This is a genomic window from Pauljensenia sp. UMB0895 (assembly GCF_030218905.1).
In the GTDB taxonomy this organism is placed as follows: Bacteria; Actinomycetota; Actinomycetes; order Actinomycetales; family Actinomycetaceae; genus Pauljensenia; species Pauljensenia turicensis_A.
Window position 1 is genome coordinate 54,897 of record NZ_JASOQR010000012.1, and the last position, 25,265, is coordinate 80,161.

Annotated in this window: 24 protein-coding genes and 1 riboswitch; all 24 genes read left to right on the forward strand. The window is 56.2% G+C overall.

Going from position 1 to position 25,265, the window contains the following annotated elements:
* Positions 1 to 109: 109 nt before the first annotated feature.
* The 24 genes from hisF to QP503_RS04905 all read left to right on the forward strand — a co-directional run bounded on the left by hisF (position 110) and on the right by QP503_RS04905 (position 25,263).
* Entirely contained in the window at positions 110 to 883 is a 774-nt protein-coding gene (gene hisF, locus QP503_RS04790; RefSeq protein WP_006680985.1) for an imidazole glycerol phosphate synthase subunit HisF, read from the forward strand.
* A 42-nt stretch (positions 884 to 925) separates the two neighbouring features.
* Positions 926 to 2,137: a chorismate synthase gene (aroC, locus tag QP503_RS04795; RefSeq protein WP_006680986.1), complete on the forward strand. Its 1,212-nt coding sequence runs from the start codon at positions 926 to 928 to the stop codon at positions 2,135 to 2,137.
* Positions 2,134 to 3,741: a 3-dehydroquinate synthase gene (aroB, locus tag QP503_RS04800; RefSeq protein ID WP_006680987.1), complete on the forward strand. Its 1,608-nt coding sequence runs from the start codon at positions 2,134 to 2,136 to the stop codon at positions 3,739 to 3,741. Before aroC ends, aroB begins: the two co-directional genes overlap by 4 nt.
* Complete coding sequence (locus tag QP503_RS04805) at positions 3,738 to 4,325, forward strand: shikimate kinase (RefSeq protein WP_006680988.1); 588 nt, start codon at positions 3,738 to 3,740, stop codon at positions 4,323 to 4,325. Before aroB ends, QP503_RS04805 begins: the two co-directional genes overlap by 4 nt.
* 22 nt (positions 4,326 to 4,347) lie before the next feature.
* Positions 4,348 to 4,911: an elongation factor P gene (gene efp / locus QP503_RS04810; RefSeq protein WP_006680989.1), complete on the forward strand. Its 564-nt coding sequence runs from the start codon at positions 4,348 to 4,350 to the stop codon at positions 4,909 to 4,911.
* The gene (nusB, locus tag QP503_RS04815; RefSeq protein WP_006680990.1) at positions 4,911 to 5,510 is read left to right on the forward strand and encodes a transcription antitermination factor NusB; all 600 of its coding nucleotides are present in this window, start codon (positions 4,911 to 4,913) and stop codon (positions 5,508 to 5,510) included. The genes efp and nusB overlap by 1 nt, the downstream gene beginning before the upstream one ends.
* A gap of 144 nt (positions 5,511 to 5,654) precedes the next feature.
* Complete coding sequence (locus QP503_RS04820) at positions 5,655 to 6,329, forward strand: GntR family transcriptional regulator (protein WP_103633735.1); 675 nt, start codon at positions 5,655 to 5,657, stop codon at positions 6,327 to 6,329.
* A gap of 132 nt (positions 6,330 to 6,461) precedes the next feature.
* Positions 6,462 to 7,031, forward strand: a complete 570-nt coding sequence (gene pyrR / locus QP503_RS04825; RefSeq protein WP_006680992.1) for a bifunctional pyr operon transcriptional regulator/uracil phosphoribosyltransferase PyrR — start codon at positions 6,462 to 6,464, stop codon at positions 7,029 to 7,031.
* Positions 7,031 to 8,023 (forward strand): aspartate carbamoyltransferase catalytic subunit, encoded by a 993-nt coding sequence (locus QP503_RS04830; RefSeq protein WP_006680993.1) that lies wholly within the window; start codon positions 7,031 to 7,033, stop codon positions 8,021 to 8,023. The genes pyrR and QP503_RS04830 overlap by 1 nt, the downstream gene beginning before the upstream one ends.
* On the forward strand, positions 8,016 to 9,341 hold the full coding sequence (locus QP503_RS04835; RefSeq protein WP_006680994.1) for a dihydroorotase: 1,326 nt from the start codon (positions 8,016 to 8,018) through the stop codon (positions 9,339 to 9,341). Before QP503_RS04830 ends, QP503_RS04835 begins: the two co-directional genes overlap by 8 nt.
* Positions 9,338 to 10,510: a glutamine-hydrolyzing carbamoyl-phosphate synthase small subunit gene (gene carA, locus QP503_RS04840; RefSeq protein ID WP_006680995.1), complete on the forward strand. Its 1,173-nt coding sequence runs from the start codon at positions 9,338 to 9,340 to the stop codon at positions 10,508 to 10,510. The genes QP503_RS04835 and carA overlap by 4 nt, the downstream gene beginning before the upstream one ends.
* On the forward strand, positions 10,510 to 13,809 hold the full coding sequence (carB, locus tag QP503_RS04845; RefSeq protein ID WP_103633736.1) for a carbamoyl-phosphate synthase large subunit: 3,300 nt from the start codon (positions 10,510 to 10,512) through the stop codon (positions 13,807 to 13,809). The genes carA and carB overlap by 1 nt, the downstream gene beginning before the upstream one ends.
* A complete protein-coding gene (gene pyrF / locus QP503_RS04850; protein ID WP_103633737.1) occupies positions 13,806 to 14,651 on the forward strand; it encodes an orotidine-5'-phosphate decarboxylase in 846 nt (281 codons plus the stop codon). Before carB ends, pyrF begins: the two co-directional genes overlap by 4 nt.
* Positions 14,652 to 14,740: 89 nt before the next feature.
* Positions 14,741 to 15,052, forward strand: a complete 312-nt coding sequence (gene mihF, locus QP503_RS04855) for an integration host factor, actinobacterial type (protein WP_006680998.1) — start codon at positions 14,741 to 14,743, stop codon at positions 15,050 to 15,052.
* 29 nt (positions 15,053 to 15,081) lie between these two features.
* Positions 15,082 to 15,639, forward strand: coding sequence for a guanylate kinase (gmk, locus tag QP503_RS04860; protein ID WP_006680999.1), 558 nt, complete (start codon positions 15,082 to 15,084; stop codon positions 15,637 to 15,639).
* 50 nt (positions 15,640 to 15,689) lie between these two features.
* Positions 15,690 to 15,956 (forward strand): DNA-directed RNA polymerase subunit omega, encoded by a 267-nt coding sequence (rpoZ, locus tag QP503_RS04865; RefSeq protein WP_006681000.1) that lies wholly within the window; start codon positions 15,690 to 15,692, stop codon positions 15,954 to 15,956.
* Between the two features lie 5 nt (positions 15,957 to 15,961).
* Positions 15,962 to 17,206, forward strand: coding sequence for a bifunctional phosphopantothenoylcysteine decarboxylase/phosphopantothenate--cysteine ligase CoaBC (gene coaBC / locus QP503_RS04870; protein ID WP_006681001.1), 1,245 nt, complete (start codon positions 15,962 to 15,964; stop codon positions 17,204 to 17,206).
* Positions 17,203 to 18,393: a methionine adenosyltransferase gene (gene metK, locus QP503_RS04875; RefSeq protein WP_006681002.1), complete on the forward strand. Its 1,191-nt coding sequence runs from the start codon at positions 17,203 to 17,205 to the stop codon at positions 18,391 to 18,393. Before coaBC ends, metK begins: the two co-directional genes overlap by 4 nt.
* Before the next feature lie 86 nt (positions 18,394 to 18,479).
* Entirely contained in the window at positions 18,480 to 19,025 is a 546-nt protein-coding gene (locus QP503_RS04880; protein ID WP_243440785.1) for a vitamin K epoxide reductase family protein, read from the forward strand.
* Positions 19,026 to 19,071: 46 nt separating this feature from the next.
* The gene (locus QP503_RS04885; protein ID WP_103633738.1) at positions 19,072 to 21,051 is read left to right on the forward strand and encodes a primosomal protein N' family DNA-binding protein; all 1,980 of its coding nucleotides are present in this window, start codon (positions 19,072 to 19,074) and stop codon (positions 21,049 to 21,051) included.
* 32 nt (positions 21,052 to 21,083) lie between these two features.
* The gene (gene fmt, locus QP503_RS04890; RefSeq protein WP_103633739.1) at positions 21,084 to 22,028 is read left to right on the forward strand and encodes a methionyl-tRNA formyltransferase; all 945 of its coding nucleotides are present in this window, start codon (positions 21,084 to 21,086) and stop codon (positions 22,026 to 22,028) included.
* A complete protein-coding gene (locus tag QP503_RS04895) occupies positions 22,028 to 23,518 on the forward strand; it encodes a transcription antitermination factor NusB (RefSeq protein WP_103633740.1) in 1,491 nt (496 codons plus the stop codon). Before fmt ends, QP503_RS04895 begins: the two co-directional genes overlap by 1 nt.
* A 21-nt stretch (positions 23,519 to 23,539) precedes the next feature.
* Entirely contained in the window at positions 23,540 to 24,202 is a 663-nt protein-coding gene (gene rpe, locus QP503_RS04900) for a ribulose-phosphate 3-epimerase (RefSeq protein WP_103633741.1), read from the forward strand.
* A 93-nt stretch (positions 24,203 to 24,295) separates the two neighbouring features.
* Positions 24,296 to 24,420: riboswitch (FMN riboswitch) on the forward strand.
* A 69-nt stretch (positions 24,421 to 24,489) separates the two neighbouring features.
* Positions 24,490 to 25,263 (forward strand): ABC transporter permease, encoded by a 774-nt coding sequence (locus QP503_RS04905; RefSeq protein ID WP_103633763.1) that lies wholly within the window; start codon positions 24,490 to 24,492, stop codon positions 25,261 to 25,263.
* Positions 25,264 to 25,265: the final 2 nt, after the last annotated feature.

Consider the following 25,265-nt stretch of genomic DNA (forward strand, 5'->3'; position numbering starts at 1 on the left):
CTAACGTAAGTGACAGCCAGTCAGCCAGTAGTTCGCCCACACATGCTGTGCATGCACAAGGCAGGACTGCCCTCAGGTAGTGAAGAGACCTCGACGAAGAAGGATAAACATGAGTGTCGCACTGAGAATTATCCCCTGCCTTGATGTGAATGCTGGGCGCGTCGTGAAGGGCGTGAATTTCCAGAATCTGCGCGATGCTGGGGACCCTGTTGAGTTGGCTAAGCGCTACGGGGCTGAAGGGGCTGACGAAATAACTTTCCTTGATGTGAGTGCATCGACTGAGAACCGTGGCACGATGCTTGATGTCGTGTCGGCCACGGCGGAACAGGTGTTCGTTCCTTTGACCGTTGGCGGTGGAGTTCGGACTGGCGAAGACGTGGCGACCCTACTCAAAGCGGGCGCTGACAAAGTTGGAATGAACACCGCTGCGATCGGCAACCCTGACGTGATTTCCGAGGTTGCGGATCGTTTCGGTAATCAGGTTCTGGTTCTGTCTGTTGATGCTCGGCGTTGCCCTCCCGGCGTTGAAACACCTTCGGGCTTTGAAGTGACCACTCACGGTGGAAAGCACTCGACCGGTATTGATGCGCTCGAATGGGCGATGGATGCCGAGCGCCGTGGTGTGGGTGAAATTCTGCTGAACTCAATGGATGCAGATGGGGTGAAGCAGGGCTTCGATATCGAACTACTGAATCTTGTGAAAGAACGCGTGCACGTGCCGATTATTGCTTCGGGTGGCGCCGGAACGGTTGAGCATTTCGTTGAGGCTGCTCGCGCGGGAAGCGACGCGATTTTGGCGGCGTCCGTGTTCCACTTCGGTGAAGTAGCGATTCGCGACGTGAAAACGGCCTTGGATCAGGCCGGTTTCCCTGTTCGCATGTGATACGCCACGGCCTTGCACGGTCACGTGTGAAAGACTGGAGCCATGCTCAGATGGCTTACCGCAGGTGAATCACACGGTCCGGCTTTGATCGCTGTCATTGATGGTGTTCCAGCCGGTCTTCGTATCGAATCCGACGATTTTGTGCGGGCTCTAGCCCGTCGTCGTCTTGGCTATGGGCGTGGGGCACGCCAGTCTTTTGAGAAGGACGTCGTGCGTATCGTCGGTGGTGTCCGTCATGGTATGTCGACGGGTGCTCCGATTGCGATTGAGATTGCGAACTCAGAATGGCCCAAATGGGAAGTTGTGATGAGCTCCGATCCAGTTGCCCCAGATCTTCTGCTGATTGATGCCGGTACTGGCGACGAACGTGAAATTGCGCGGAACAAGAAGCTGACCCGCCCGCGTCCAGGTCATGCGGATCTTCCGGGAATGCTGTCGTACGGTTGTGATGATGCCAGACCAATTCTGGAGCGTGCGAGCGCGCGTGAGACCGCAGCTCGTGTGGCGCTCGGTTGCGTTGCCGAGGCGATTTTGGACCAGGTGGCCGGTATTCGTCTGGTCAGCCATGTTGTGCAGGTGGGAACGCAGATCGCAACTGATCCTCATCTTCCGACTCCGGATGATGAGGGTGCTCTGAACGAATCTCGCATGCGTACCCTTGATACCGAGCTTGACCAGCGTTTCGTTGATGTCGTCGACGAAACGAAGAGAGCCGGGGACACCATCGGCGGTGTCGTCGAAGTGATTGCGTGGAACGTGCCCATTGGTTTGGGAACACACGTGAATGCCCAGCGTCGTTTGGATACGAAGGTTGCGGCTGCGCTGATGTCGATCCAGTCTGTCAAAGGTGTGGAGATCGGTGATGGTTTTGCTCAGGCGGCGTTGCGGGGCAGTGTTGCTCACGATGAGATCGTGAAGGGCGACGACGGGCATCTGCGTCGTACGTCAAATCGTGCCGGTGGTATCGAAGGCGGCACCTCGAATGGTCAGCCGATTGTTGCTCGTGCTGCGTTCAAGCCGATTTCTACGGTTCCGCGTGCTCTTCGTAGCGTGGATCTTGCGACGGGTGAAGAATCCGTCGGCTTGCATCAGCGTTCTGATACCTGTCAGGTTGTTCCCGGTGCTGTCATTGCGCAAGCTGAGCTCGCGCTTGTGCTGGCCGATGTTCTCGATGGCCACGCCGGAGGAATGTCGGTAGAGGAAATGCGTCGCAATCTTGGCGCATATATCGCGTCAATTCAGGAGCGCGCATGAGTGTCTCTTCACCTTCATCGATTCGACTGCATCTTCCGCTTGTTTTTGTTGGATTGCCCGGTGCGGGTAAGTCGAAGGTTGGGCGCCTTGTTGCCGCCCAGCTTGGGGTTTCCCACGTGGATACTGATGACCTCATCGAAAAGAGCGCGGGTAAGTCGATTTCGCAGATTTTTATGGACGAGGCCGAGCAGGGTTTTCGTCAGCGTGAGATTCGCGCGGTGCATCAGGCTGTGCAGATGGGCGGGGTGATCTCGTTAGGCGGTGGTGCTGTGACATCTGAAGAGGTTCGCGATGCCCTGCGTGATGTCTGTGTCGTCCATATTCATGTAGAACATGATGAGTTAGTGCGTCGGGTGACGAAGAAGGCTCACCGCCCTTTGCTTCGTGAAGATCCTGAGGGGATGCTCCGCCAACTGCGTCGCGAACGTTTGCCACTCTATGAGGCAGTAGAGACGATTCGGCTTGAGTCTGACGATGGGCCTGCTTCAGAGGTTGCCGATCGCGTGGTGGATTTGGTGGATCTTGGATGGAAACGGATTCACGTTGGGGGAGATGCTCCCTACGACGTGTGTGTTGGTCACTCGATTCCAGTCAGCGCGATTGCAGGAGCATTGCGATCTGATGCTTCGAAGGTACTGATTGTCCACGCCCAGCCTCTTGAGACGAAAGCACGCGAGATTGCAAACGGTCTTGAAACGATGGGCTTTGAGGTGGGTATCGCTACGCACCCCGATGGTGAGGCGGGCAAGAGCCTCGACGTCGTTGCACGTCTCTGGGATGAAGCTGGGCGCATGAAGCTCGGCCGAGCAGATGCAGTGATTGCCATTGGTGGTGGTGCAACAACTGATATGGCGGGTTTTGTTGCAGCAACGTGGCTACGTGGGATCGGTTTGATCAACATTCCGACGACCTTACTGGCCATGGTGGATGCTGCAGTCGGTGGGAAGACGGGTATCAACTCATCAGCGGGCAAGAATCTGATTGGCTGCTTCCACCCGCCGTTGCGCGTGATCGTGGACCTCGATTATCTGTCCTCGTTGCCGGAAAAAGACTTCGTAGCTGGTCTCGGCGAAGTTGTGAAATGTGGATTCATTCGCGATACGGAAATTCTTCGCATTATCGAAGGAACCGACACGAACCTCCTGAGCGATTCGCGCTCCAACCAGATTCGAGAGCTGATCGAACGCGCTATCGTAGTGAAAGCGGATGTTGTTTCAGCTGACCTGAAAGAATCGGGATTGCGCGAAATCCTCAACTATGGGCACACGCTGGCTCATGCGATTGAAAAGTGCGAGAACTTTTCGTGGCGTCATGGTGAAGCGGTCAGCGTCGGATGCGTGTTTGCCGCACACCTCGGCGTTGTTCGGGGGCTTCTGACAGATGCCGACGTTGAACGTCATATCAATGCATTCTCACGAGTTGGCTTGCCGGTTACCTATTCCGGTACGTCCTTCGATGAATTGCTGGACGTCATGCTCTCAGATAAAAAGGTGCGTGCGGGTCAGCTCCGTTTCGTTTTGCTTGATGGCATTGGAAATGCGGCGACCTATCGGATATTGCCTGATGAAACGAGGCAGGTAGCTACGCGATTGGGGATCGCATGACAATCGAGTGTGTTGATACTTCTGTGGCGGGCACTGTCCGTGATAGAGAATCATCTGGGGTTCCCGGCCTCGTCCTTGTGGGAGTTTCCGGCGCGGGAAAGACAGCGGTTGGCCGCGCCATTGCTTCGCTGACTGGAATGCGCCTGGTTGAAACTGACGACCTTGTTGAACGCCAGAGTGGCAAAAGTGTTGCGCAACTGATCATTGCAGGCACAGGCGATGTGGAGCAGGTACGACAAGAATGTGCGCTTCGGGCGCTCGGTAGTGCAGGTGCAATCGTCACGGTTGGTGCCTCGCAAATTGAGAACGAGGCCGTGGCTAGGCGGCTTCAACGCTTAAACGATCAGGGAGCCGCAATCGTTGAGCTCTATGCCGACGTGAGTGAAGTGGCTCGACGCGAAGGACTGAATAAACCGCGTTCGGTTGGCCTGGGTGCACCACGTGCAATGCTCAGGCTGATGATTGCAAACCTGCATGAAAAATACTCAGAGATCGCTAATGTGTTAGTTGATACACGCGATAAAACCGTCGATGAGGTTAGTAGAACCGTTATCGAACAGTGTAAAATCGCGTTGATTCTTTGAAAAACCAAAGTGAGGTATATCTGTGGCAACGACGAATGATCTGAAGAACGGCACAGTCATGGTCATCGACGGCCAGCTGTGGCAGGTCGTTGAATTCCAGCACGTCAAGCCGGGTAAGGGCCCCGCATTCGTGCGCACCAAGATCAAGAACGTGATGAGTGGCAAGATCGTCGACAAGACCTTCAACGCTGGTCTCAAGATCGAAACCGCAACTGTTGACCGTCGCGATATGACGTACCTGTACCAGGACGGCACCGACTATGTTTTCATGGACGAAAAGACCTACGAGCAGATCAACGTTCCCGAAGAGATCGTCGGCGATGCCCGTAACTTCATGATCGACAACCAGTCCGTCATCGTTTCCCAGCACGATGGCACTGTCCTGTTCGTTGAGCTCCCGGCTACTGTTGTCCTGACCATCACGCACACTGAACCCGGTCTGCAGGGCGACCGTTCCTCGGCAGGTACCAAGCCCGCAACGCTTGAAACCGGCTACGAGATCCAGGTCCCGCTCTACATGGAAGAAGGCACTCGCATCAAGGTTGACACCCGCGATGGTTCCTTCTCGGGACGTGTCAACGACTGATGTCCAAGGCATTTCGTTTCACTTCACGAACGAAAGCTCGCAAGCGCGCTGCTGACGTCGTTTTTGAAGCAGATCAGCGAGGCATGGGGCGTAACCCCGATGTCTTGCGCGATCTTTTGCGTCAGCGCAAAGTGATCACGGCAGCAGAAACCCCGCTTCCGGAATACTCGATTCAAGCAATCGAAGGTGTCGCTGATAACCTGCGTCGCATCGATGATTTGATCGAAAAACACGCGAACGTAGCGGGCCTTGATCGAATCGCCGGTGTTGACCTGGCGGTTATGCGCGTTGGCGTTTGGGAAATGCTGGACAACGACGATGTTGCGAACATCATCGCGATCGATGAAGCAATTGCAATTGTGAAGTCGATTTCTGGTGACGGGGCTCCGCAGTTCGTCAATGCTGTCCTTGACGCTATTCGACGTGAACTCGAGGCATCCCCGTGGTCGCGTCGCAGTTGCGACAATGACGCTGACGTGTCGGCTCCCGGTGATGATGCGCCCAGCCTGGCAGGCTCAGATGAGGATACCTCCCCTAAGACGCATGATTTGAGTGTCGATGAGCTTGAAGAGCTTGACGAGTTGCTCGACGAATACTGAGCAGGTTGGCTTGTAGTGGCGGATTGTAGCGAAAGCTATGGTCCGCCACTTGCTTTCTGTGCTTATTAACCTTGATGAAAAGTGTTAATGTGACAGTGATATTTGTTGAGTGTTAACGACTGTCAAAGATGAGGAGTCGTCGCTATGCCCATGAAGGGGATTAACCGACTGACACTGCGTGAGCAGGTGTGGACGACGTTGCGCGCAGAGATCCTTGAGGGCAACTTGCCAGCTGGTTCGCGTCTGGGTGAGGTCGATCTTGCCGAACAACTGAACGTGAGTCGGGGCACCGTTCGCGAGGCACTGCGTAAGCTCCAGCAGTCTGGTCTTGTCGAAGGTGAAGACCGCATTGGTTTGCGCGTCGCTCAATTTACTCCCAAGCAACTTCGTGAGCTCTTTGCTGTACGCGCAGCTCTAGAGGGACTGGCGGCATCGGCGATCGTGACCCAGGGGAGAGGCAGCGAAGTCGCCGATCTCCTTGAAAAGAATCTCCCTGCAGGGGCGGATGGCAAGAGTGCCGTGGAAGTTCTGGATGAAGACCTTGGTTTCCATCAGATTTTGTGTCACGAATCCGGCAATGAAGTGCTGTTGGAGATGTGGAACGACTTGCAGGATCGGATGCGCGTTGCAATCATGTCCGACGCATCTGCACAACGCGCTGAGCTGATGAGCGGCGTTTATCATCAACCGATTGTTGACGCCCTTCGCGCCGGAGATCCCGAAAAGGCACGCGAGACTCTGAATGAGCACATGCGCTATGCGGGTGAGGTTTGGGCAGTGAACAGGGAAAAACAAGCGTCTCGAGTCGACGAAGACTAGTTCAATCGCATTCTTTCATCGGTGATGATCAGCACGCCGTCAACTAGACAGATCCGCGGGGTAGAGCACTACACTAGTTGACGAAGCGTTCCTTTAAATTCCGTCCTGTGAGGCGGGGAAGGAGATTCACTGATGGGATCAGTGCACCCACACGCAGAGCGGGGCAGCTCTGCACGGCAGGTTTTAGATGCCGATGATATTGCCCGTTCACTCACGCGAATCGCGTTTGAGATTATCGAAAGAAATGGCGAAGACCAGATGCTGGTCATCGCGGGAATCCCGACTCGTGGCGCGACGCTTGCCAAGCGCCTCGTCGAAAAGATCAACGAGGTCGGTGGTAGGCGCACGCAACTTGCCATCATCGACACGACAATGTTTCGGGATGACCTTTCCTCTCAGCCCCTTCGCGAGCCAAAGGAATCATTTGTACCGGCCCATGGCATCGACGGACGCACCGTCGTTCTTGTCGATGATGTGCTCTACACGGGACGCACCATCAAGGCTGCCCTCGATGCGCTGACATCGATCGGTCGCCCGAAGGCAGTCCAGCTCGCAGTTCTCGTTGACCGTGGTCACCGTGAACTGCCTATTCGCCCCGACTACGTGGGCAAGAACCTTCCCACCGCTCGTGATGAGTCAGTGTCGATTTGGCTGAATGAAACTGACGGTGAAGACTGCGTTCTGATTGAGAGGAACAACTGATGTCCTTGAATCACCTCATTTCCATCCGTGACCTCGAATATCGCGAAGCCCTCTTGCTTCTAGATACGGCTGAACAGATGGCGGCAACGCAGTCACGTCGAGTGAAGAAACTACCAACACTTCACGGTCGCACTGTTGTCAATCTGTTCTTCGAGGATTCAACCCGTACACGTCTGTCGTTTGAGGCTGCTGCAAAACGCCTCTCGGCAGACGTTATTAATTTCTCCGCTAAAGGATCGTCGGTCTCCAAAGGCGAATCGCTCAAAGACACGGCTCTCACCCTCCAAGCCATGGGCGCCGACGCGGTGGTTGTCCGCCACTCTTCTTCCGGAGCGGCTCACCGCCTTGCACACGCTGGTTGGATGGACCTGCCGGTGCTGAACGCGGGCGATGGCACTCACCAGCATCCGACTCAGGCGCTTCTTGATGCCATGACCCTGCGTCGCCACTACAAACGCAACCCCTCAGACCCCGACGTTGAACCGCTGGCACCGGGCACCGATCTCAAAGGCGCGCGCGTCGTGATCGTCGGCGATGTTCTCCACTCGCGAGTTGCGAGGTCCAACGTTGATCTTCTGACTCTGCTGGGCGCCCACGTCACGTTGGTCGCGCCTCCTACGTTGCTTCCCGTGGGCGTTGAAAACTGGACCTGTGATATCGAATACGACTTCGATAAGGCTCTCGCCACCGACCCCGACGCCGTGATGATGCTACGCGTCCAGCGTGAGCGCATGAGCGCTGCCGGCGGCGGATTCTTCCCGTCACCGGGCGAATATCACACCGCATACGGCCTCGATAATCAGCGTTTCAACGTTCTCAACCCCGAATGCATCGTGATGCACCCCGGCCCGATGAACCGAGGCCTTGAAATTAGCGCGGAGGCAGCTGACTCAAAGCGTTCCGTTGTCGTCGAACAAGTCTCCAATGGCGTCAGCGTTCGTATGGCTGCCCTCTACCTGCTTCTTGCCACGGAAGGAAACACCAATGACTGAAAACACCTCGAAAACTTGGTTCATTTCCGGCGCATCGATTCTGGGAGAGCAATCCAGCGACATCCTGGTCCGTGACGGCGTCATTGTTGCTATCGGTGCCGAAGCAAAGGACGGCGCCACCAATGCCCGGCATATTGATGCCGACGGTCTGATCGCGCTTCCCGGCCTCGTCGATATGCACACGCACCTGCGGGAACCCGGGCGTGAAGACGCCGAAACGATCGAAACCGGCACGCGCGCTGCGGCGGTGGGTGGCTACACAGCCGTTCACGCGATGGCGAACACGACCCCGGTTGCCGATAGCGCATCGGTTGTCGATCAGGTGTGGCAGATCGGTCACGACCTGGGATGGGTTGATGTCCGCCCGGTTGGTGCCGTGACTCAAGGCCTCGCTGGCAAGCACCTGTCGTCGATGGGTGCGATGGCACATTCCCGCTCTCAGGTGCGCGTCTTTTCTGATGATGGCAAGTGCGTGTCGGATCCGGTTCTCATGCGTCGTGCCCTCGAATATGTGAAGACCTTCGGTGGCGTCGTTGCGCAGCACTCGCAGGATCCGGACTTGACTGACGGTGCGCAGATGAATGAATCGCCACTGTCTGGTGAACTCGGTTTGGCCGGTTGGCCTCCCGTCGCTGAAGAGGCGATCATTGCCCGCGACATTTTGCTGGCAAAGCACGTCGGTTCGCGCCTCCACGTGTGCCATCTTTCGACTGCCGGATCGGTAGACCTGATTCGTTGGGGCAAGCGCATGGGTGTTGACGTGACGGCAGAAGTAACTCCACACCACCTGCTCCTCACTGAGGAAATGGCCACGACTTACGATCCGCTCTACAAGGTCAACCCGCCACTTCGCACTCGCGAAGACGTGGAGGCAGTCCGCGAGGGCCTCGCCGATGGCACGATTGACGTTGTGGGAACCGACCATGCTCCGCATCCGCTCGAAGACAAGGACTGCGAGTGGCAGGCGGGCGCGTTCGGCATGACCGGCCTGGAAACTGCATTGCCGATCCTGATCGAAACAATGGTGAACACCGGTCGCATGACGTGGGCCGATATTGCTCGCGTGATGTCGACAAAGCCTGCGCAGATCGGCATGGTTGCCACTCAGGGGCAGGGTCTTGTGGTGGGCGCTCCGGCCAATATCACGCTGGTTGATCCGAGCGTGCGCCGGAAAGTGGATCCCACCCAGCAGTTCACGCGCTCAACCAATTCGCCGTACCGAGGGATGGAGTTGCCCGGCCAGGTTCTGTACACGCTGTACGCCGGTGATGCAACCGTCATGGGCGGAATGCCGATTGAAAAGGCGGACCGGCGATGACCCAATCAGAACTCGCACTGCTCGTCCTTGAAGATGGCACGGTATTCCCCGGATACGCCTGGGGCAAACGCGGGCGCACACTGGGTGAGATTGTCTTTTCCACAGGCATGACCGGATACCAAGAGACGCTCACGGATCCTTCATATCACCGCCAGATCGTCGTCATGACGGCACCTCACATCGGTAATACCGGTGTCAACGATGAAGATCCTGAATCCAAACAGATCTGGGTTGCCGGTTTCGTTGTGCGTGAGCCTGCACGTCGAGCATCAAACTGGCGATCGAAGCGCACCCTTGATGAAGAACTCATTGAGCAGGGGATCGTGGGAATCAGTGGTGTTGATACTCGCGCTATCACGCGCCACATCCGCTCACACGGCGCGATGCGCGCTGGAATCTTCTCCGGTGGTGCACTTCCCGCAGGCGCTGAGCACCTGACTAACCAGGTGCGCGATGCTCTGGTACGTATTGTCGTTGATCAACCGATGATGGCCGGCGCAGCCTTAGCATCCGAGGTTTCGACAAAAGACACCTACGTTGTTAAAGGCGAAGGTGAACCGGTATGTCGCGTAGTGGCCGTGGATTTGGGCATCAAATCGCGCACACCGGAGCAGCTTGCGCAAAGAGGGGTCGAGGTTCATGTTGTGCCCAACACCGTGAGTTTCGCGGATATTCAGGCTCTGAACCCCGATGGAGTTTTCTTCTCGAATGGGCCGGGTGACCCCGCGTCTGCTGACCTGGAGATTGAGCTACTACGTGCGGTCCTGGATGCTGGGCTCCCGTACTTCGGCATTTGCTTCGGACACCAGCTGTTCGGTCGCGCTCTGGGGTATGGAACCTACAAGCTCGAATTCGGTCACCGCGGTGTCAACCAGCCGGTGAAGGATCTGGTGACCGGTCGCGTTGAAATCACCGCCCACAACCATGGTTTCGCAGTGGACGCCCCCGTTGGGGCCCCCTCGGTCGCACCGTTCGACGCTGGTCGCTATGGAAAGGTTGAAGTCAGCCACATTGATCTCAACGATGGGGTTGTGGAAGGCCTGCGGGCACTTGATATTCCCGCTTTCTCGGTTCAATATCACCCCGAAGCGGCGGCTGGTCCTCACGATGGTGAGCATCTCTTCGATCGTTTTGTATCCATGATTCTGGCCTCGAAGGAGGCGAACTGATGCCTAAGCGCCACGATTTGCGGTCCGTCCTTGTTATCGGGTCCGGTCCGATCGTTATTGGTCAAGCGTGCGAATTCGACTATTCGGGTACCCAGGCATGCCGTGTTCTCAAAGAAGAAGGCCTGCGCGTTATCCTCGTGAACTCCAACCCGGCCACGATTATGACCGACCCGGAGATTGCCGATGCCACGTACGTTGAACCGATTACCCCCGAAGTCGTTACGTCGATTATCGAAAAGGAACGACCAGACGCTCTGCTTGCAACACTGGGTGGTCAAACTGCACTGAATACAGCGGTTGCGCTGAACGAAGCTGGCGTTCTCGAAAAGTACAACGTTGAGCTGATCGGCGCGTCCATCGAGGCGATTAACGCAGGTGAAGACCGGGAAATCTTCAAGGAGATCGTTGAGACGTGTGGCGCCGAAGTCGCACGTTCCTATATTGCTCACACGATGGAAGAATGCCACGAAGCGGCAGCTCAACTCGGCTACCCGCTGGTTGTACGTCCCTCGTTCACGATGGGCGGTTTGGGTTCAGGCTTCGCCTACACCCCCGAAGATCTCGAACGCATCGCCGGTCAGGGACTTGCGGCGTCGATCACCACGGAGGTTTTGCTCGAAGAATCCATCCTCGGCTGGAAGGAATACGAGCTCGAGCTCATGCGAGACAAGGCGGATAACGTCGTTGTCGTCTGTTCGATCGAAAACATTGACCCGGTGGGTGTTCACACGGGCGACTCGGTGACCGTTGCACCCGCATTGACACTCACCGACCGCGAGTTGCAGCGTCTGCGCGATATCGGCATTGCGGTGATCCGTAAGGTCGGTGTTGATACTGGTGGCTGTAATATCCAGTTTGCTCTGGATCCGAAGACTGGTCGCATCATCGTCATCGAAATGAACCCGCGTGTATCGCGTTCATCCGCGCTGGCATCCAAGGCGACGGGCTTCCCGATTGCGAAGATCGCAGCGCGCCTCGCCACCGGTTACACGCTCGACGAAATCCCGAACGACATCACGGGCTCCACGCCTGCGTCTTTCGAGCCCACGCTGGACTACGTCGTGGTGAAGGTTCCGCGATTCACCTTCGAAAAGTTCCCGGAAGCTGACCCCACGCTGTCGACCTCAATGAAAGCAGTCGGCGAGGCCATGGCAATCGGGCGCAATTTCACGGAGGCGTTTCAAAAAGCGTTGCGCTCCATCGACAAGTCGGGAGTCCAATTCTCGTGGGCGCGGCCTCGTCCCACCACAGAAGAGACAAAAGCACTTGTCGCTCAGGCTGCACGAGGTACCGAACAGCGCTTTGTGCAGGTCATGGACGCAATCCGTGGAGGTGCGACGCTCGACGAGCTCTTCGATTCGACGAAGATCGACCCCTGGTTCCTTGACCAGTTCTACTTGCTTGACGAGATTGCTTGTGAAATCGCAGAAGCTCCCGCGCTCAACCGCGAGGTACTGAGTCTTGCGAAACGTCACGGCTTCTCTGACCGTCAGATTGGTGATATTCGAGGCCTGTCGGAGACGAGCGTGCGAGAAGTACGAGGCGCTTTCGAAATTCACCCCGTCTTCAAGACGGTGGATACGTGTTCGGCAGAGTTTGCAGCGAAGACTCCGTATCACTACTCGACCTACGACTTCGAGAACGAGGTTGCGCCCCGCGAGCGCGAAGCAGTCATCATTCTGGGTGCTGGACCGAACCGTATCGGTCAGGGCATTGAGTTCGATTATTCGTGCGTGCACGCAGCGATGAGCCTGCGCGAGCGCTACGACACGATCATGGTGAACTGCAACCCAGAAACCGTGTCGACTGACTACGATATTTCGGATCGCCTCTACTTTGAGCCCCTGACACTTGAGGATGTGCTCGAGATCTACCGGGCAGAAAGCGAGGCCGGTCCGGTCAAGGGCGTTATTGTTCAGTTGGGTGGTCAGACTCCGCTGTCGCTTGCGCGTGATCTTGAGGCTGCGGGGGTGCCGATTCTTGGCACGTCGCCGTCGTCGATCGATGTGGCTGAAGACCGTGAAGAGTTCGCTAAGGTGCTGGCGATTGCCGGTTGCCCGGCTCCGGCGCACGATACGGCTCATGTGGTCTCGCAGGTTCGTGAGGTTGCTGAGCGCGTTGGATATCCGGTGCTTCTGCGCCCCAGCTTCGTCTTGGGCGGTCGTGGTATGGAAATCGTGAATGACGAGGCCGCGCTCGATCGCTATCTCGATAGGCCGGATATTGGCGCGCTGTTCTCACGCGGTCCACTGTTGATTGACCGTTTCTTGGATGCGGCGATCGAAATTGACGTGGACGCGCTGTATGACGGTAATGAATTGTTTATGGGCGCCATTATGGAGCACATTGAAGAGGCCGGTATTCACTCCGGTGACTCGGCATGCGTATTGCCACCGATGACTCTGTCGTCCAGCCAGCTTCACCGGATTGCTGCATCGACCGAAGCGATTGCACGTGAGGTGGGGGTGCGTGGCCTGATCAATATCCAGTTCGCCCTCTTGTCCGATGTCCTGTACGTGATTGAGGCGAATCCTCGTGCTTCTCGTACGGTGCCTTTTGCTTCGAAGGCGACGGGCGTGCCTCTGGCGAAGGCAGCATCTTTGATCCAGGTGGGCGATTCGATCGCATCGTTGCGTGAGCGTGGCATTCTCCCTGTCACGGATGCACGCGAGATCCGTGATGGTGCCTCGATTGCAGTGAAGCAGGTTGTTCTTCCATTCAAGCGCTTCCGTACAGCTCAGGGATTGGTCGTGGATACGATCCTCGGGCCTGAGATGCGCTCGACGGGCGAGGTTATGGGTATCGATCACAACTTCCCGACGGCATTCGCGAAGTCGCAATCCGGTGCGATCGGAAAACTGCCGACCGAAGGTACGGTCTTCATTTCGATTGCGGATACGGACAAGCGTGCGATCGTGTTCCCTGCGGCTCGTATGCGGGACCTTGGTTTTACGATTTTGGCGACAACGGGTACAGCTTCGGTGTTGCGCCGAAACGGGATTGAGGCCCAAGCTGTTCGCAAGCGCTCTGAGGGACGAGGCAATGAAGGTGAGCCCACCATCGTTGATTTGATCAACGATGGGATGATCGACATCGTTGTGAATACTCCGCAGAAGAGCGATAACCGCCACGACGGCTATCAGATTCGTACCGCTGCAATGACCCACGACAAGACGATTGTGACGACGCTCCAGGCGTTTAACGCGCTTGTTCAAGCGATTGAGGTGCGTACTCACGGTGCGTATCACGTGCGATCGTTGCAGGAATGGGATGCGCTTCGAAAGGAGAATGAACGATGACCATGCGAGGTTTCGGTGATCGTCTTGCCGACGCAATGGCTGAGCATGGGCCTATGTGCGTTGGGATTGACCCGCACCCCGGTCTGCTTGACCAGTGGGGCTTAGACCATTCGATCGACGGATTGCGTAGGTTTTCTCTGGGCGTTGTTGAAGCGTTGGGAGGCAAAGTTGCTGCATTCAAACCGCAGTCAGCCTTCTTCGAACGTTTTGGATCACACGGCGTCGGCGTATTGGAAGAAGTCATTGACGCCTGTCGAAATGCGGGTTCCTTGTGCATCGTGGACGCTAAACGCGGTGACATTGGTTCAACTATGAACGGTTACGCCGATGCGTATCTGGCTAATGGTTCTCCGCTGGCCGGCGATGCTGTGACTCTTTCACCGTATTTGGGTGTTGGCGCGCTCACCCCGGCGCTTGAAATGGCAAAAGAGACGGGCAGGGGAGTGTTCGTTCTCGCTCTGACATCGAACCCTCAGGGTGCTTCGGTTCAACACTGTGTGAACTCCGAGGGGCAATCGGTTGCTGGGGGAGTCATTCAAGCAGTGTCCGATTTCAATGCGACGTTCGACTTTGAGCACATGGGTCCTGCTGGAATTGTTGTGGGCGCGACCGTTGGGGATGCTCGCCGTCGCCTGGGCATCTCTTTCGATGCCTTCAATGGCGCAATTCTTGCCCCCGGGGTGGGAGCTCAAGGTGCCGGTCCGAAGGAACTGGGCGAGGTGTTCGGCCAAGCAGCTTTGAACGTGCTCGCGTCGTCATCTCGAGCGATTTTGGCCAAAGGCCCCGATGCTCTGGGCCTTCAACAGGCATATGCTCAAGCGGTCGCCGAATTAGCTGAGTGAATATTGCTTCCCACTTTCTTCACACAAAAGCCCTGTTAACACGATAAAATCGCCTGCAACAGTCACAATCTGTGAAGGAGTGGGAAGCAATGGCGCTACCTCATCTGACACCCGAACAACGTGCGCAAGCTCTAGAAAAAGCAACTGCAGCGCGTCGCGCGCGCGCGGATATCAAAGCACGTTTGAAGAATCGCGAAATTACGCTTTCAGAGGTTCTCAACCTTGCCGAAAAGGATGAGTCAATCGCCAAGATGCGTGTTGTCTCACTGCTTGAGTCAATGCCACGCGTTGGAGTCACAACGGCTGCGGCATTGATGGAAGAGTACGGTATTGCTCAATCACGTCGTGTCAGGGGCCTTGGGCATGTTCAAGCTCAGGCTTTAATCGAACGATTCGGCTAATAGCAGGTAAAGGTGGCACGATTGTCAGCATGGATAAACCACGACTGACCGTGCTTGCCGGTCCCACTGCTGTAGGTAAGGGGACCGTCGTTCAAGCTCTTCGTGAACGTCACCCGGAACTGGTTGTTTCCGTCTCTGCGACGACTCGTTCGCCCAGGCCGGGTGAAGTTGATGGCGTTCATTATCTGTTCAAGACAGATGAAGAATTTGACGCGCTTGTCGAATCGGGATTGATGCTCGAATGGGCGACAGTCCACGGTGTTCACCGCTACGGCACACCTGCGCCACCTGTCGACGAGGCCTTGAAAGCAGGTAAATCTGTCCTGCTCGAGATTGACCTTGATGGTGCTCGTCAGGTGATGAAAACGCGTCCTGATGCGCTCTTCGTTTTTCTTGCACCTCCGTCGTGGGATGAGCTTGTGAGGCGCCTCGTCGGTCGCGGAACCGAAGACGAGGAGGAACGCGTGCGTCGTCTTCAAACTGCCAAGGTAGAGATGGCTGCAGAGACGGAATTCAACGTAACTGTGACGAATGACGACCTCGACGACACCGTTACTGAACTGGCTCACCTTATGGGGCTGGAGTAGACTGGCCCCCAGTGTGGCCAGATGGCCACGTTTGAATCCAGGAGGACCGCATGGCCGGAATCGTCGCACAGCCCCAAGGCATCACGTCGCCACCGATTGATGATCTGCTTGAGCACGTCGATTCAAAGTACGCTCTCGTTATCGTTGCCGCTCGTCGCGCACGTCAGATCAACTCGTACAACCTTCAGCTTGAACAGAACATGATTCAGTTCGTTGGACCCGTTGTCGATGTTGAACCCGATGAAAAGCCCCTGGGTATCGCACTTCGCGAGATCAACGATGGCATGATCTCGGTCGAAGCCGAGCAGAAAGCCTGACGCGTATGCGCCCCACGGTGATCGTCGGGGTCAGCGCTGGAATCGCCGCCTACAAGGCGGCGATTCTTGTACGTGAGCTGATTCGCGCCGGATGCGATGTTCGTGTTGTTCCAACACCTGCCTCTTTAGAGTTCGTTGGAAAAGCAACGTGGGAGGGCCTGACTGGTCACCCGGTTCACACCGGGCTCACCGATCACCCAGGCTCTGATCATGTGGAGCTTGCTCGTATCGCTGATTTGATTGTTATCGCCCCTGCTACCGCGGATGTGATGGCACGCATTCGCGCTGGCTTTGCGAATGATCTTTTGACGACCACCGTCTTGGCATCTCGTTGCCCACTTGTTCTGAGCCCGGCAATGCACACGGCAATGTGGGATAACGCTGCCACTCAAGATAACGTTGCCGTTCTGCGCCAGCGTGGAATAACTATCATCGACCCCGCGTCCGGTGCGCTTGGCTCCGGGGATCATGGAGTTGGTAGGCTCCCCGAACCTGAAGAAATTGCTCGTGTGTGCCTCGATACTCTCGCATCAACGCAGACTTCGTTCTCTTCCAACGAACAGATGCTTTTTGGACGTCATATTGTCGTGACCGCAGGCGGAACTCAAGAACCACTGGATCCGGTGCGCTTCATTGGCAACCGTTCGTCGGGACGCCAAGGCATCGAGATTGCTCGCTCATCAGCTCGAATGGGCGCGACAGTACACCTGATCGCATCGAACGTTGAAAAGTCGCTGCTGGACGATCTTGAACCTTCGATTAGCGTTTCCTTCGCACCCACGGCCCACGATGTTGAACTCGCGGTTCAGGCTCAGTGTGATGGCGCAGACGCGCTGGTGATGTGCGCGGCAATCGCCGATTTTAGTCCCACCAGCGTTGCTGATGCGAAGATCAAGAAGACGGATGATTCTTCAGACGTTCCCACCATTGAATTGGAACGTACGACGGATATTCTTGCCACCGTCGCCCACAGCGATTCAAGGCCCACGGTGCTCGTCGGATTCGCCGCTGAAACAGGTCAGGCAGACACCGTACTTGCCTATGGCAAAGAGAAGGCACGCCGTAAGGGCGCCGACTTCCTCGCGATTAACCGCGTGGGTGATGGGTTCGGTTTTGGTGACGTCGACAACCACGTCACGATCGTCGACTCGAAAGGCGAGCTTGTCGGTGAAGTCTCTGGCTCAAAAGCTCGCGTTGCGGACTTTCTCATCACAACAATCGCTCAAAGACTCGCTACTATTGATGGGTGACTTCTAATCGACAGCTCTTTACGTCAGAATCCGTGACCGAAGGTCATCCGGATAAGGTCTGTGACCGAATTTCGGATTCAATCCTTGATGCTCTTGTAGAAAAAGACCCGCATTCTCGTGTCGCGGTCGAGACTATGGTGACCACGGGCCTCGTGCACGTTGCCGGTGAGGTAACAACCGAGGCCTACGTTGAGATTCCTCAGATTGTTCGTGATGAGATTCTGAAAATTGGCTACAACTCTTCACAAGTGGGCTTTGACGGTGCCTCGTGTGGCGTATCGATTTCGATTGGACAGCAGAGCCCTGATATTGCCGGGGGAGTGGACCACGCGCTTGAAGAGCGTGAAGGTAGTGCAAGTGATGTCCGTGATAGTCAGGGCGCTGGCGACCAGGGAATCATGTTTGGTTATGCCTGCGCTGATACACCCGATCTGATGCCTGCCCCGATTTGGCTGGCGCACAAGCTGTCGAAGCGCCTGGCTGACGTCCGTCATAACGAAATCGCCACCGGTCTGCGTCCCGATGGAAAGACTCAGGTCACATTGGCGTACGAGGACGGCAAGCCTGTTGGTATTGATTCGGTTCTCGTTTCCACTCAGCATGATGAGGCTCTGAACCAATCCGATTTGCGCGACCTGATTGTGGCACACGTGATTGACCCGGTTCTTCGCGACGACGGCCTCGATCTCGACACGGCCGATATGAAGATCCTCGTCAATCCCTCCGGACGCTTCGTCATCGGTGGCCCCGCCGGCGATGCAGGCGTAACCGGGCGAAAGATTATAGTTGACACCTACGGTGGTATGGCACGTCACGGTGGTGGAGCGTTCTCCGGTAAGGACCCATCGAAGGTTGACCGTAGCGCCACGTACGCTGCGCGCTGGGCGGCGAAGAATGTAGTTGCAGCCGGTCTTGCTTCCAAATGCGAGATTCAGCTTGCCTACGCGATTGGCCGCGCTCATCCTGTCGGTCTCTATGTTGAAACATTTGGTACCGGAAATGTGAGTGACCAGCAGATTGCACGCGCCATTGAGACTGTTTTTGACTTGCGTCCGGCCGGCATTATCGCTGACCTGGATCTGCTACGCCCGATTTACGCTGCCACATCTTCCTACGGCCATTTTGGTCGTCCGGGCTTCCCGTGGGAAGAAACGAACCGCGTCGACGAATTGTTGAGTGTGAGCTGATGACCGCTCCCTCTGTTCTGATTGACGAGGCCGCCTCCACCGATTCGTCATTTGACTTGAAATGGCGACGACGAACAACAGTAGAGATGATCATTTCTGGGCTGATTGGGCTTTACGCTTCTTTCGTCCTTTCGATTGAAGCATGGCAGTTAGCTGCCGATTCAGCGAAGACATTCGCTTGTGATGTTTCATCGGTCCTGTCATGTTCCACGGTGGCGCAGACGCCTCAAGCTCGTATCCTGGGGTTCCCGAACGCATTCCTAGGAATCTTTTTCGAAGCGGTAGTTCTTGCCATTTCGGTCGCTTTGTTTAGCGGAGTGAAGTTTTCCCGCTGGTACATGGCGTGTGCCAATGTGCTGTACACAATCGCATTGTTCTTCGCGTACTGGCTTTTCAGCCAGTCTTTTTTCGTGATCCACGTGCTTTGCCCGTGGTGTTTGGCGATCACCGTGACAACAACCCTTGTCTTTGCGGGCTTGACACGGATTAATATCCGCGAAGGTGTTCTTCCGGCGCCTGCGTGGTTGAAACGCAGTGTGACCTTGGGGTATGACTGGTCGTTCTGGGGATTGTTGCTGTTCATCCTGATCGCGATGGTCGTAGCCAGGTACGGGGTAGCTCTGCTCGGCTAACCGATGTGCAGTTCAATTCCTCCATGGCTCATGGTGCAATAGAGCCATGGTTATTCAAGGTAACAGCGACGTTCTTTTTGGCTTAGAGCAGGTCGCCACCGCGCAGGCTATTGCTAGCGTGTGCGTGGATGTTGATGTCCCACACCTTGATCGCCCGCTGGACTATGCAATCGTTCCAGAGCTCGCCGATTCGGTTGTTCCAGGCGTTGCCGTAAAGGTTCATCTTGCCGGAAGAAGCGTCACCGGTTGGGTCCTCAGCGTCAGAACCGAGGTCCCCGAACATCGTTTAAGTCCGATCGATAAAGTTATCTCGCGCCTGCCCGTCCTTTCGCCTTCGATTGCGAAAGTGGCTCGGAAGATCGCAGACCGCCAGGTAGCAACGCTCTCACAAGCACTCTCGCTTGCACTTCCACAGCGTCATGTGGGTGCCGAAAAATCATTCTTAGCACAGGACGAAAGCCAACAGCTTGAGTGGAATGTAGACACTGATGCAGATGGGGGAGCCTGGCACGACAATCCCGTGGGATGTACGCTTCTTGCTCACCTGTCTCATGGTGATCCAGTCCGCAGCGTCTGGACAGCTTTGGGGCCAACGCGTGATGAGCGCCTCGTGGACTGTATTCAGGCCAACGCCGCCGCACACCGTGGAGCCATCATCGTCGCGCCCACACACTGGCAGGCATCGCAGCTGTATAGGCTGATCCAGACCCGCCTTGGGGTTCCAGCTGCACTGATGACAACGCAGACATCCGCGGAAGACCGATATCTGACGCACCTCCAAGCGATGGCAGGTGAACTTGGCATCGTCGTCGGTACTCGTTCAAGTATCTGGACGCCGTTGAAGAATCTCGGTCTCATTGTCATTTGGGATGACAGCGATGACCGTCTTGTCGAACAGCGAGCACCGCGTGCGGATGCACTCGACATTGCAATGGCACGATGCGCCGAAGAACACTGTTCGCTTCTTATCGCCTCTTTCTCGCGTTCTGTTAAAGCACAAGCACTTGTTGAATCCGGTTGGGCCGTTTCCTTAATGGAAGATGGTTCAAAGAAACGCGCACTTGTCCCAACCGTCCGCGTTGTTGATGATGCCTACATCGAGAGGGAAGGCCCCAGTGGAGCAATGCGCATTCCCTCAGCTGCTCTTGCCACTATCCGCACGGGTCTTGCCACCGGCCCAGTGTTAGTTCAGGTCGCTCATGCTGGATATGTTCCTGTTGTTTCATGCTCCCAATGCAGGAGTGTTGCGCGTTGCCATCATTGTCACGGGCCACTAGAGAAATCAGACCAGGACACCATTTCGTGTTCATGGTGTCACCGACCCACGTCGGGATGGCAGTGCCCAACGTGCGCAGGAACGCGGTTACGACACGCACGCATCGGCTCTGAACGAACGGGAGAAGAACTCGCCCGCGCAATGCCGACGGCGTCAGTCTTGGTTTCATCATCAAGCAATGCGTTGACCCGCACGATCAGTCATAAACCACAGGTTGTCGTCGCAACCCCCGGTAGTGAACCGCTGGCTGAAGGTGGGTATCACGCTGTGGTGATCTTGGATGCCCAAGCGATTGCTGGTCGACCAGAACTATGGGCCCCTCAAGAAGCAATGCGCCGGTGGTTCAACGCGTTGGCACTCGCTCGCCCCGAAGCAAGTGCCCTCATTTGTGGTGGTATCACGCCTTCCATGGCACAGGCTCTTATTCGCTATAACCCTGTTTCATTTGCTCACGATCTGCTTGAAGACCGCAAAGCCAACGGATTCTTCCCTGCAAAAACCGTGATCGCGATCGACGGACAACGCAAAGACTCTCTCGGAGTTGCCGAGTCCTCCGGTGGCGAACTCCTGGGTGAGTACACGTATCAGGCGGTGAAGGAAGGGACGTTACCTATTGTGCGCTCCTTGGTCAGCGTTGAACGTGACCAGCTTCCCGAAGTGTTAGTCACACTGAAGAAGCTCCTGCAATATCGCAGTGCCCACAAGCTTCCTACCGTGAAGATCACGGTCAATCCGCCAGAGCTTTTCTAAAGCGATTCCTTTCGTTCGTTAGACTGATCCTCGTGCGTATTGTTTTCGCTGGAACTCCAGCTCCCGCTATCCCGACGCTTGAGCGTCTTGTCGAGTCTACTCATGAGGTCGTCGGTGTCATTACCCGTCCACCTGCCAGAGTGGGTCGTGGGCGCACGCTACACCCCAGTCCAGTTGCGCAGTTCGCACGTGAACACGGCCTACCTGTGATTGAAGCGTCTTCGTTTAAAGACCCTAAGGTATGCAACCAAGTCGAGTCACTACGCCCCGATCTTGGTGTCGTTGTCGCATACGGCGCACTCATTCCTTGCTCCGTTCTGGACATGCCTACTCATGGGTGGATCAATCTCCACTTCTCGTCTCTTCCGCGGTGGCGCGGGGCTGCTCCCGTTCAATGGGCACTGATCAGCGGGGATACCACTACGGCTTCCAGTGTTTTCCAACTTGAAAAAGGTCTTGATACCGGGCCTGTTTATTCCTCGATTCCGGTCGACATCACGCATGAAACAGCGGGCGAATTACTTGAACGCATGGCAATTCTCGGCGCTCCACAAGTTGTGGATGTGGTTGACTCGATTGCGAATGGAACCGCACAAGCTGTGCCTCAAAACGAAGATGATCCGCGGGCAAGCCACGCACGTCAACTGAGCTCCAGCGACGGGTTCGTTGATTTTCGTTCGTCTGCTCAGGCAACTGACCGGCAGATTCTTGGTCTTAGCCCCAACCCGGGCGCGTGGACGCTTCTTCCAGACTCAAAGCGATTGAAACTAGCCGCGGTAACAGTCGTAGAGGGCGATGATCTTGAACCCGGTCATATTCGAGTAACGAAGAAGAGCGTTGAAGTCGGCTGCCAGGACGGAATCGTTCGCCTTGGACAGGTAGCTCCGGCAGGTAAAGGCTGGATGGACGCTGCCGCATGGGCTAGGGGAGCCCGGCTTTCAGAAGACGCAGTGCTTGGCACGATGGAGGAAAACTGATGGCAACCCGTCGTTACTCCGATGGATATCGCAAACTTCAGGATGTCGATACGCCTAGGCGCATTGCTTTTGACGTGCTCATGGCAGTTGAAACTGAAGATGCCTTTGCCAACATCGCGCTAACGAAGGCGTTGCGTGACGCGCGTTCACATGAGCGCCTGGACTCGCGCGACGCTGCTTTTACCTCCGAACTTGTCAATGGAAGCCTGCGAGCCCAGGGACGTCTCGACTGGGTTTTGGGACGCTATCTGACCAGGCCCATCGATAAGGTCGATACCCCCGTTCGAGTCCTCCTGCGCCTGGGAGCCCATCAGCTTCTGAATATGCGCGTTGCCGACCATGCGGCAGTTGCTTCCACCGTTGATCTCGCTCGCCACTACCTGACCGAGGGGCCAACGCGAATGGTGAATGCGGTTTTGCGTTCAATCACTCGTGAAGCTCCTGGAGCAATCGAAGATGCAATCGCCCAGATCAGCGACCCGAACGAACGTCGTTCCATTGAGTTTTCGCATCCGCTCTGGATGGTCGATGCCTTCGAAGACGCCCTCATTAGCCATGGCTTCGAGGCTAGCGAATTAGATGACCTGCTAGCCGGCGACAACCAGCCTCCGCTGGTGACCCTCGTTGCGCGCCCAGGTCTGATCGAAGCAATCGATCTGGCTGATGAAGCTGAATCAGTGTTGGGAACTCGCGTCGCCCCAGGCGATGTCAGTGATTGCGCGGTTCTTCTCGAACACGGTGATCCGGGTAGTCTCGATTCGATCCGCTCAGGGCGCGCCGGTGTCCAAGACGAAGGATCCCAGCTTGGCGCAATGATCGCTGCTACTGCCCCGATTGAAGGCAAAGACGAGTGCTGGCTCGACCTGTGCGCAGGACCGGGTGGCAAAGCATCGATGCTCGCATCGATCGGCGCTCTTCAAGGAGCCACACTGATTGCAAACGAGGTCCATCCTCACCGTGCTCGCCTCGTAGAACGCGCGTGTCGCCAGCTTGACAGCGTTGAGGTCGTCTCGTCCGATGGTCGTACCTTCGGCGGGGGCAAGAGCCAGTGGCCTCTTGGAAGCTTCGACCGAGTTGTGATCGATGCTCCCTGCTCAGGCATGGGGTCAATGAGGCGCCGCCCCGAATCACGATGGAGGCGCACGCAAGCAGATGTTGGCGGCCTCGTCGATTTGCAGGCGGAACTGTTGGCACGCGGTCTCGAACTTGTTCGCGAAGGCGGAATCCTGACGTATATCACCTGCTCTCCGCACGTCGACGAAACGCTTGCTCAGGTGGAGAAGCTACTGAAAACTGGGAAAGTAGAGCTTCTCGATACAGTTGCACTTGGCGAAGCACTTGCACCGGAGTCTCTCAACGTCCCTGACGCTGCTGGTCGTATCAAGAAATACCCCGGTCGCACCCTCCAACTGTGGGAACACCGTAACGGTACGGATTTGATGTTTATTGCAGCGATGAAAAAGGTCGAAAAGCCCACATCAGCGCGCTAATCACCACGTATCATAGGGATCATGAAACCAACTATTTCTCCTTCGATTCTTAACTGCGATATCGGCGATCTGCGCGGCGAACTCACGAAGATTTCCAGCGCGGACGTTGCTCACGTTGACGTGATGGACAACCATTTTGTTCCGAACTTGTCGTGGGGCCTGCCCGTTGTCGAGTCCGTCATCGCATCGAAGATCCTTCCTGTTGATGCACACCTGATGATCGAAGACCCTGATCGTTGGGCGCCCGCATATGCGGAAGCTGGTTGTCATTCAGTCACGTTCCACGCTGAAGCTGCGGCAGCTCCGCTCCGCCTTGCACGCGAGCTCCACCGCATCGGTTCAAAGGTCGGTCTGGCGCTTCGTCCCGCAACCGATATCGCTCCGTTCGTGGACATTCTGTCGGATTTCGACATGATCCTCGTGATGACTGTGGAACCTGGTTTTGGTGGTCAGTCGTTTATTGACTCGATGATCCCGAAGATCCGCCGTACCCGCGAAGCGATCAATGCTTCTGGTCTTGAGGTTTCGATTCAGGTTGACGGTGGTGTTTCTCGTCAGACCATCGAACTGGCAGCTGAAGCGGGCGCAGACAACTTTGTTGCCGGTTCTGCCGTGTTCCGTGCAGAAGACGCGTATGCAGAGGTCGCAGCACTCCGCGAGCTCGCATTGCATCACTGCCACTGATTTGTTGAGCTTCCAACCGGTGTGTGGTCGTAATTTGTAAGACCACACACCGGTTTTTATTTTCGCGCTTTGGACGCGTTCGTGGCATGATTGAGGAAGCTCCGGGGTCGGTGAAAGTCCGAGCCGGCGGTGAAAGTCCGCGACCCGCCTGCTATCAGGTGGCTGAATCGGTGTAATTCCGATACCGACGGTGAAAGTCCGGATGGGAGGAGCGCGTCAAGCAGACGGACGTTCTGTGCCGTGTTGCTTGCCTCGCGACGCACCCGGATGCCAGAAAGGCTAGGGTCGTGGCACATCGCAAACGCGCTTCGCGTACGGTGACGCTCATTGCACCTGTCGTCTTCCTGCTCTTCCTACTTGGAATGTGGTGGGTGACCGTATCCTTTTCGGGCATCGAGTCGTGGCGTCTACCGTCACCTGCACAAACGTGGCAGCGTGCATTGACGCTTGCAACAGGGTCGTCGTTCTGGAATAAAACGCTTGTGACGTCGGGGGAGGCGATTGCGGGGTCCGTTCTTGGCGCCCTTGTCGCACTGCCGCTGGCGTATCTCATCTATCGTTCGCCACTTGTCAGTGCTGCGGTCGAACCCTTCCTTGGAGCTACGCAGGCGCTTCCTGCTATTGCTCTCGCACCACTTCTTGTCTTGTGGATCGGCTACGGTTTTTGGTCGATCACTGCACTCTGTGCGCTTCTCGTTTTCTTCCCGATTCTCGTCTCTACGGTGGTGGGTCTACGACATCTCGATTCTGAGATTCTCGAGGCCGCCCAGGTGGATGGAGCGTCGGGCTTAACGATGGTGATTTCGATGGAGCTTCCTCTTGCGGCCCCCGCGGTCCTTGGCGGTGTCCGAAACGGTTTTACTCTTTCGGTGACTGGCGCAGTTGTTGGCGAAATGGTGATGGGTGGCAATGGCTTGGGGCAGGTTCTTACACAGGCACGTTCAAACGTTGATACGGCAGGAATGTTCGTCACGATTGGACTCTTGTGTGTGATGGCAACAGCGATATACATCCTCGTGTATCGCATTGAGCGCTCGCATCGTTACATGATCTCGCAATGAAA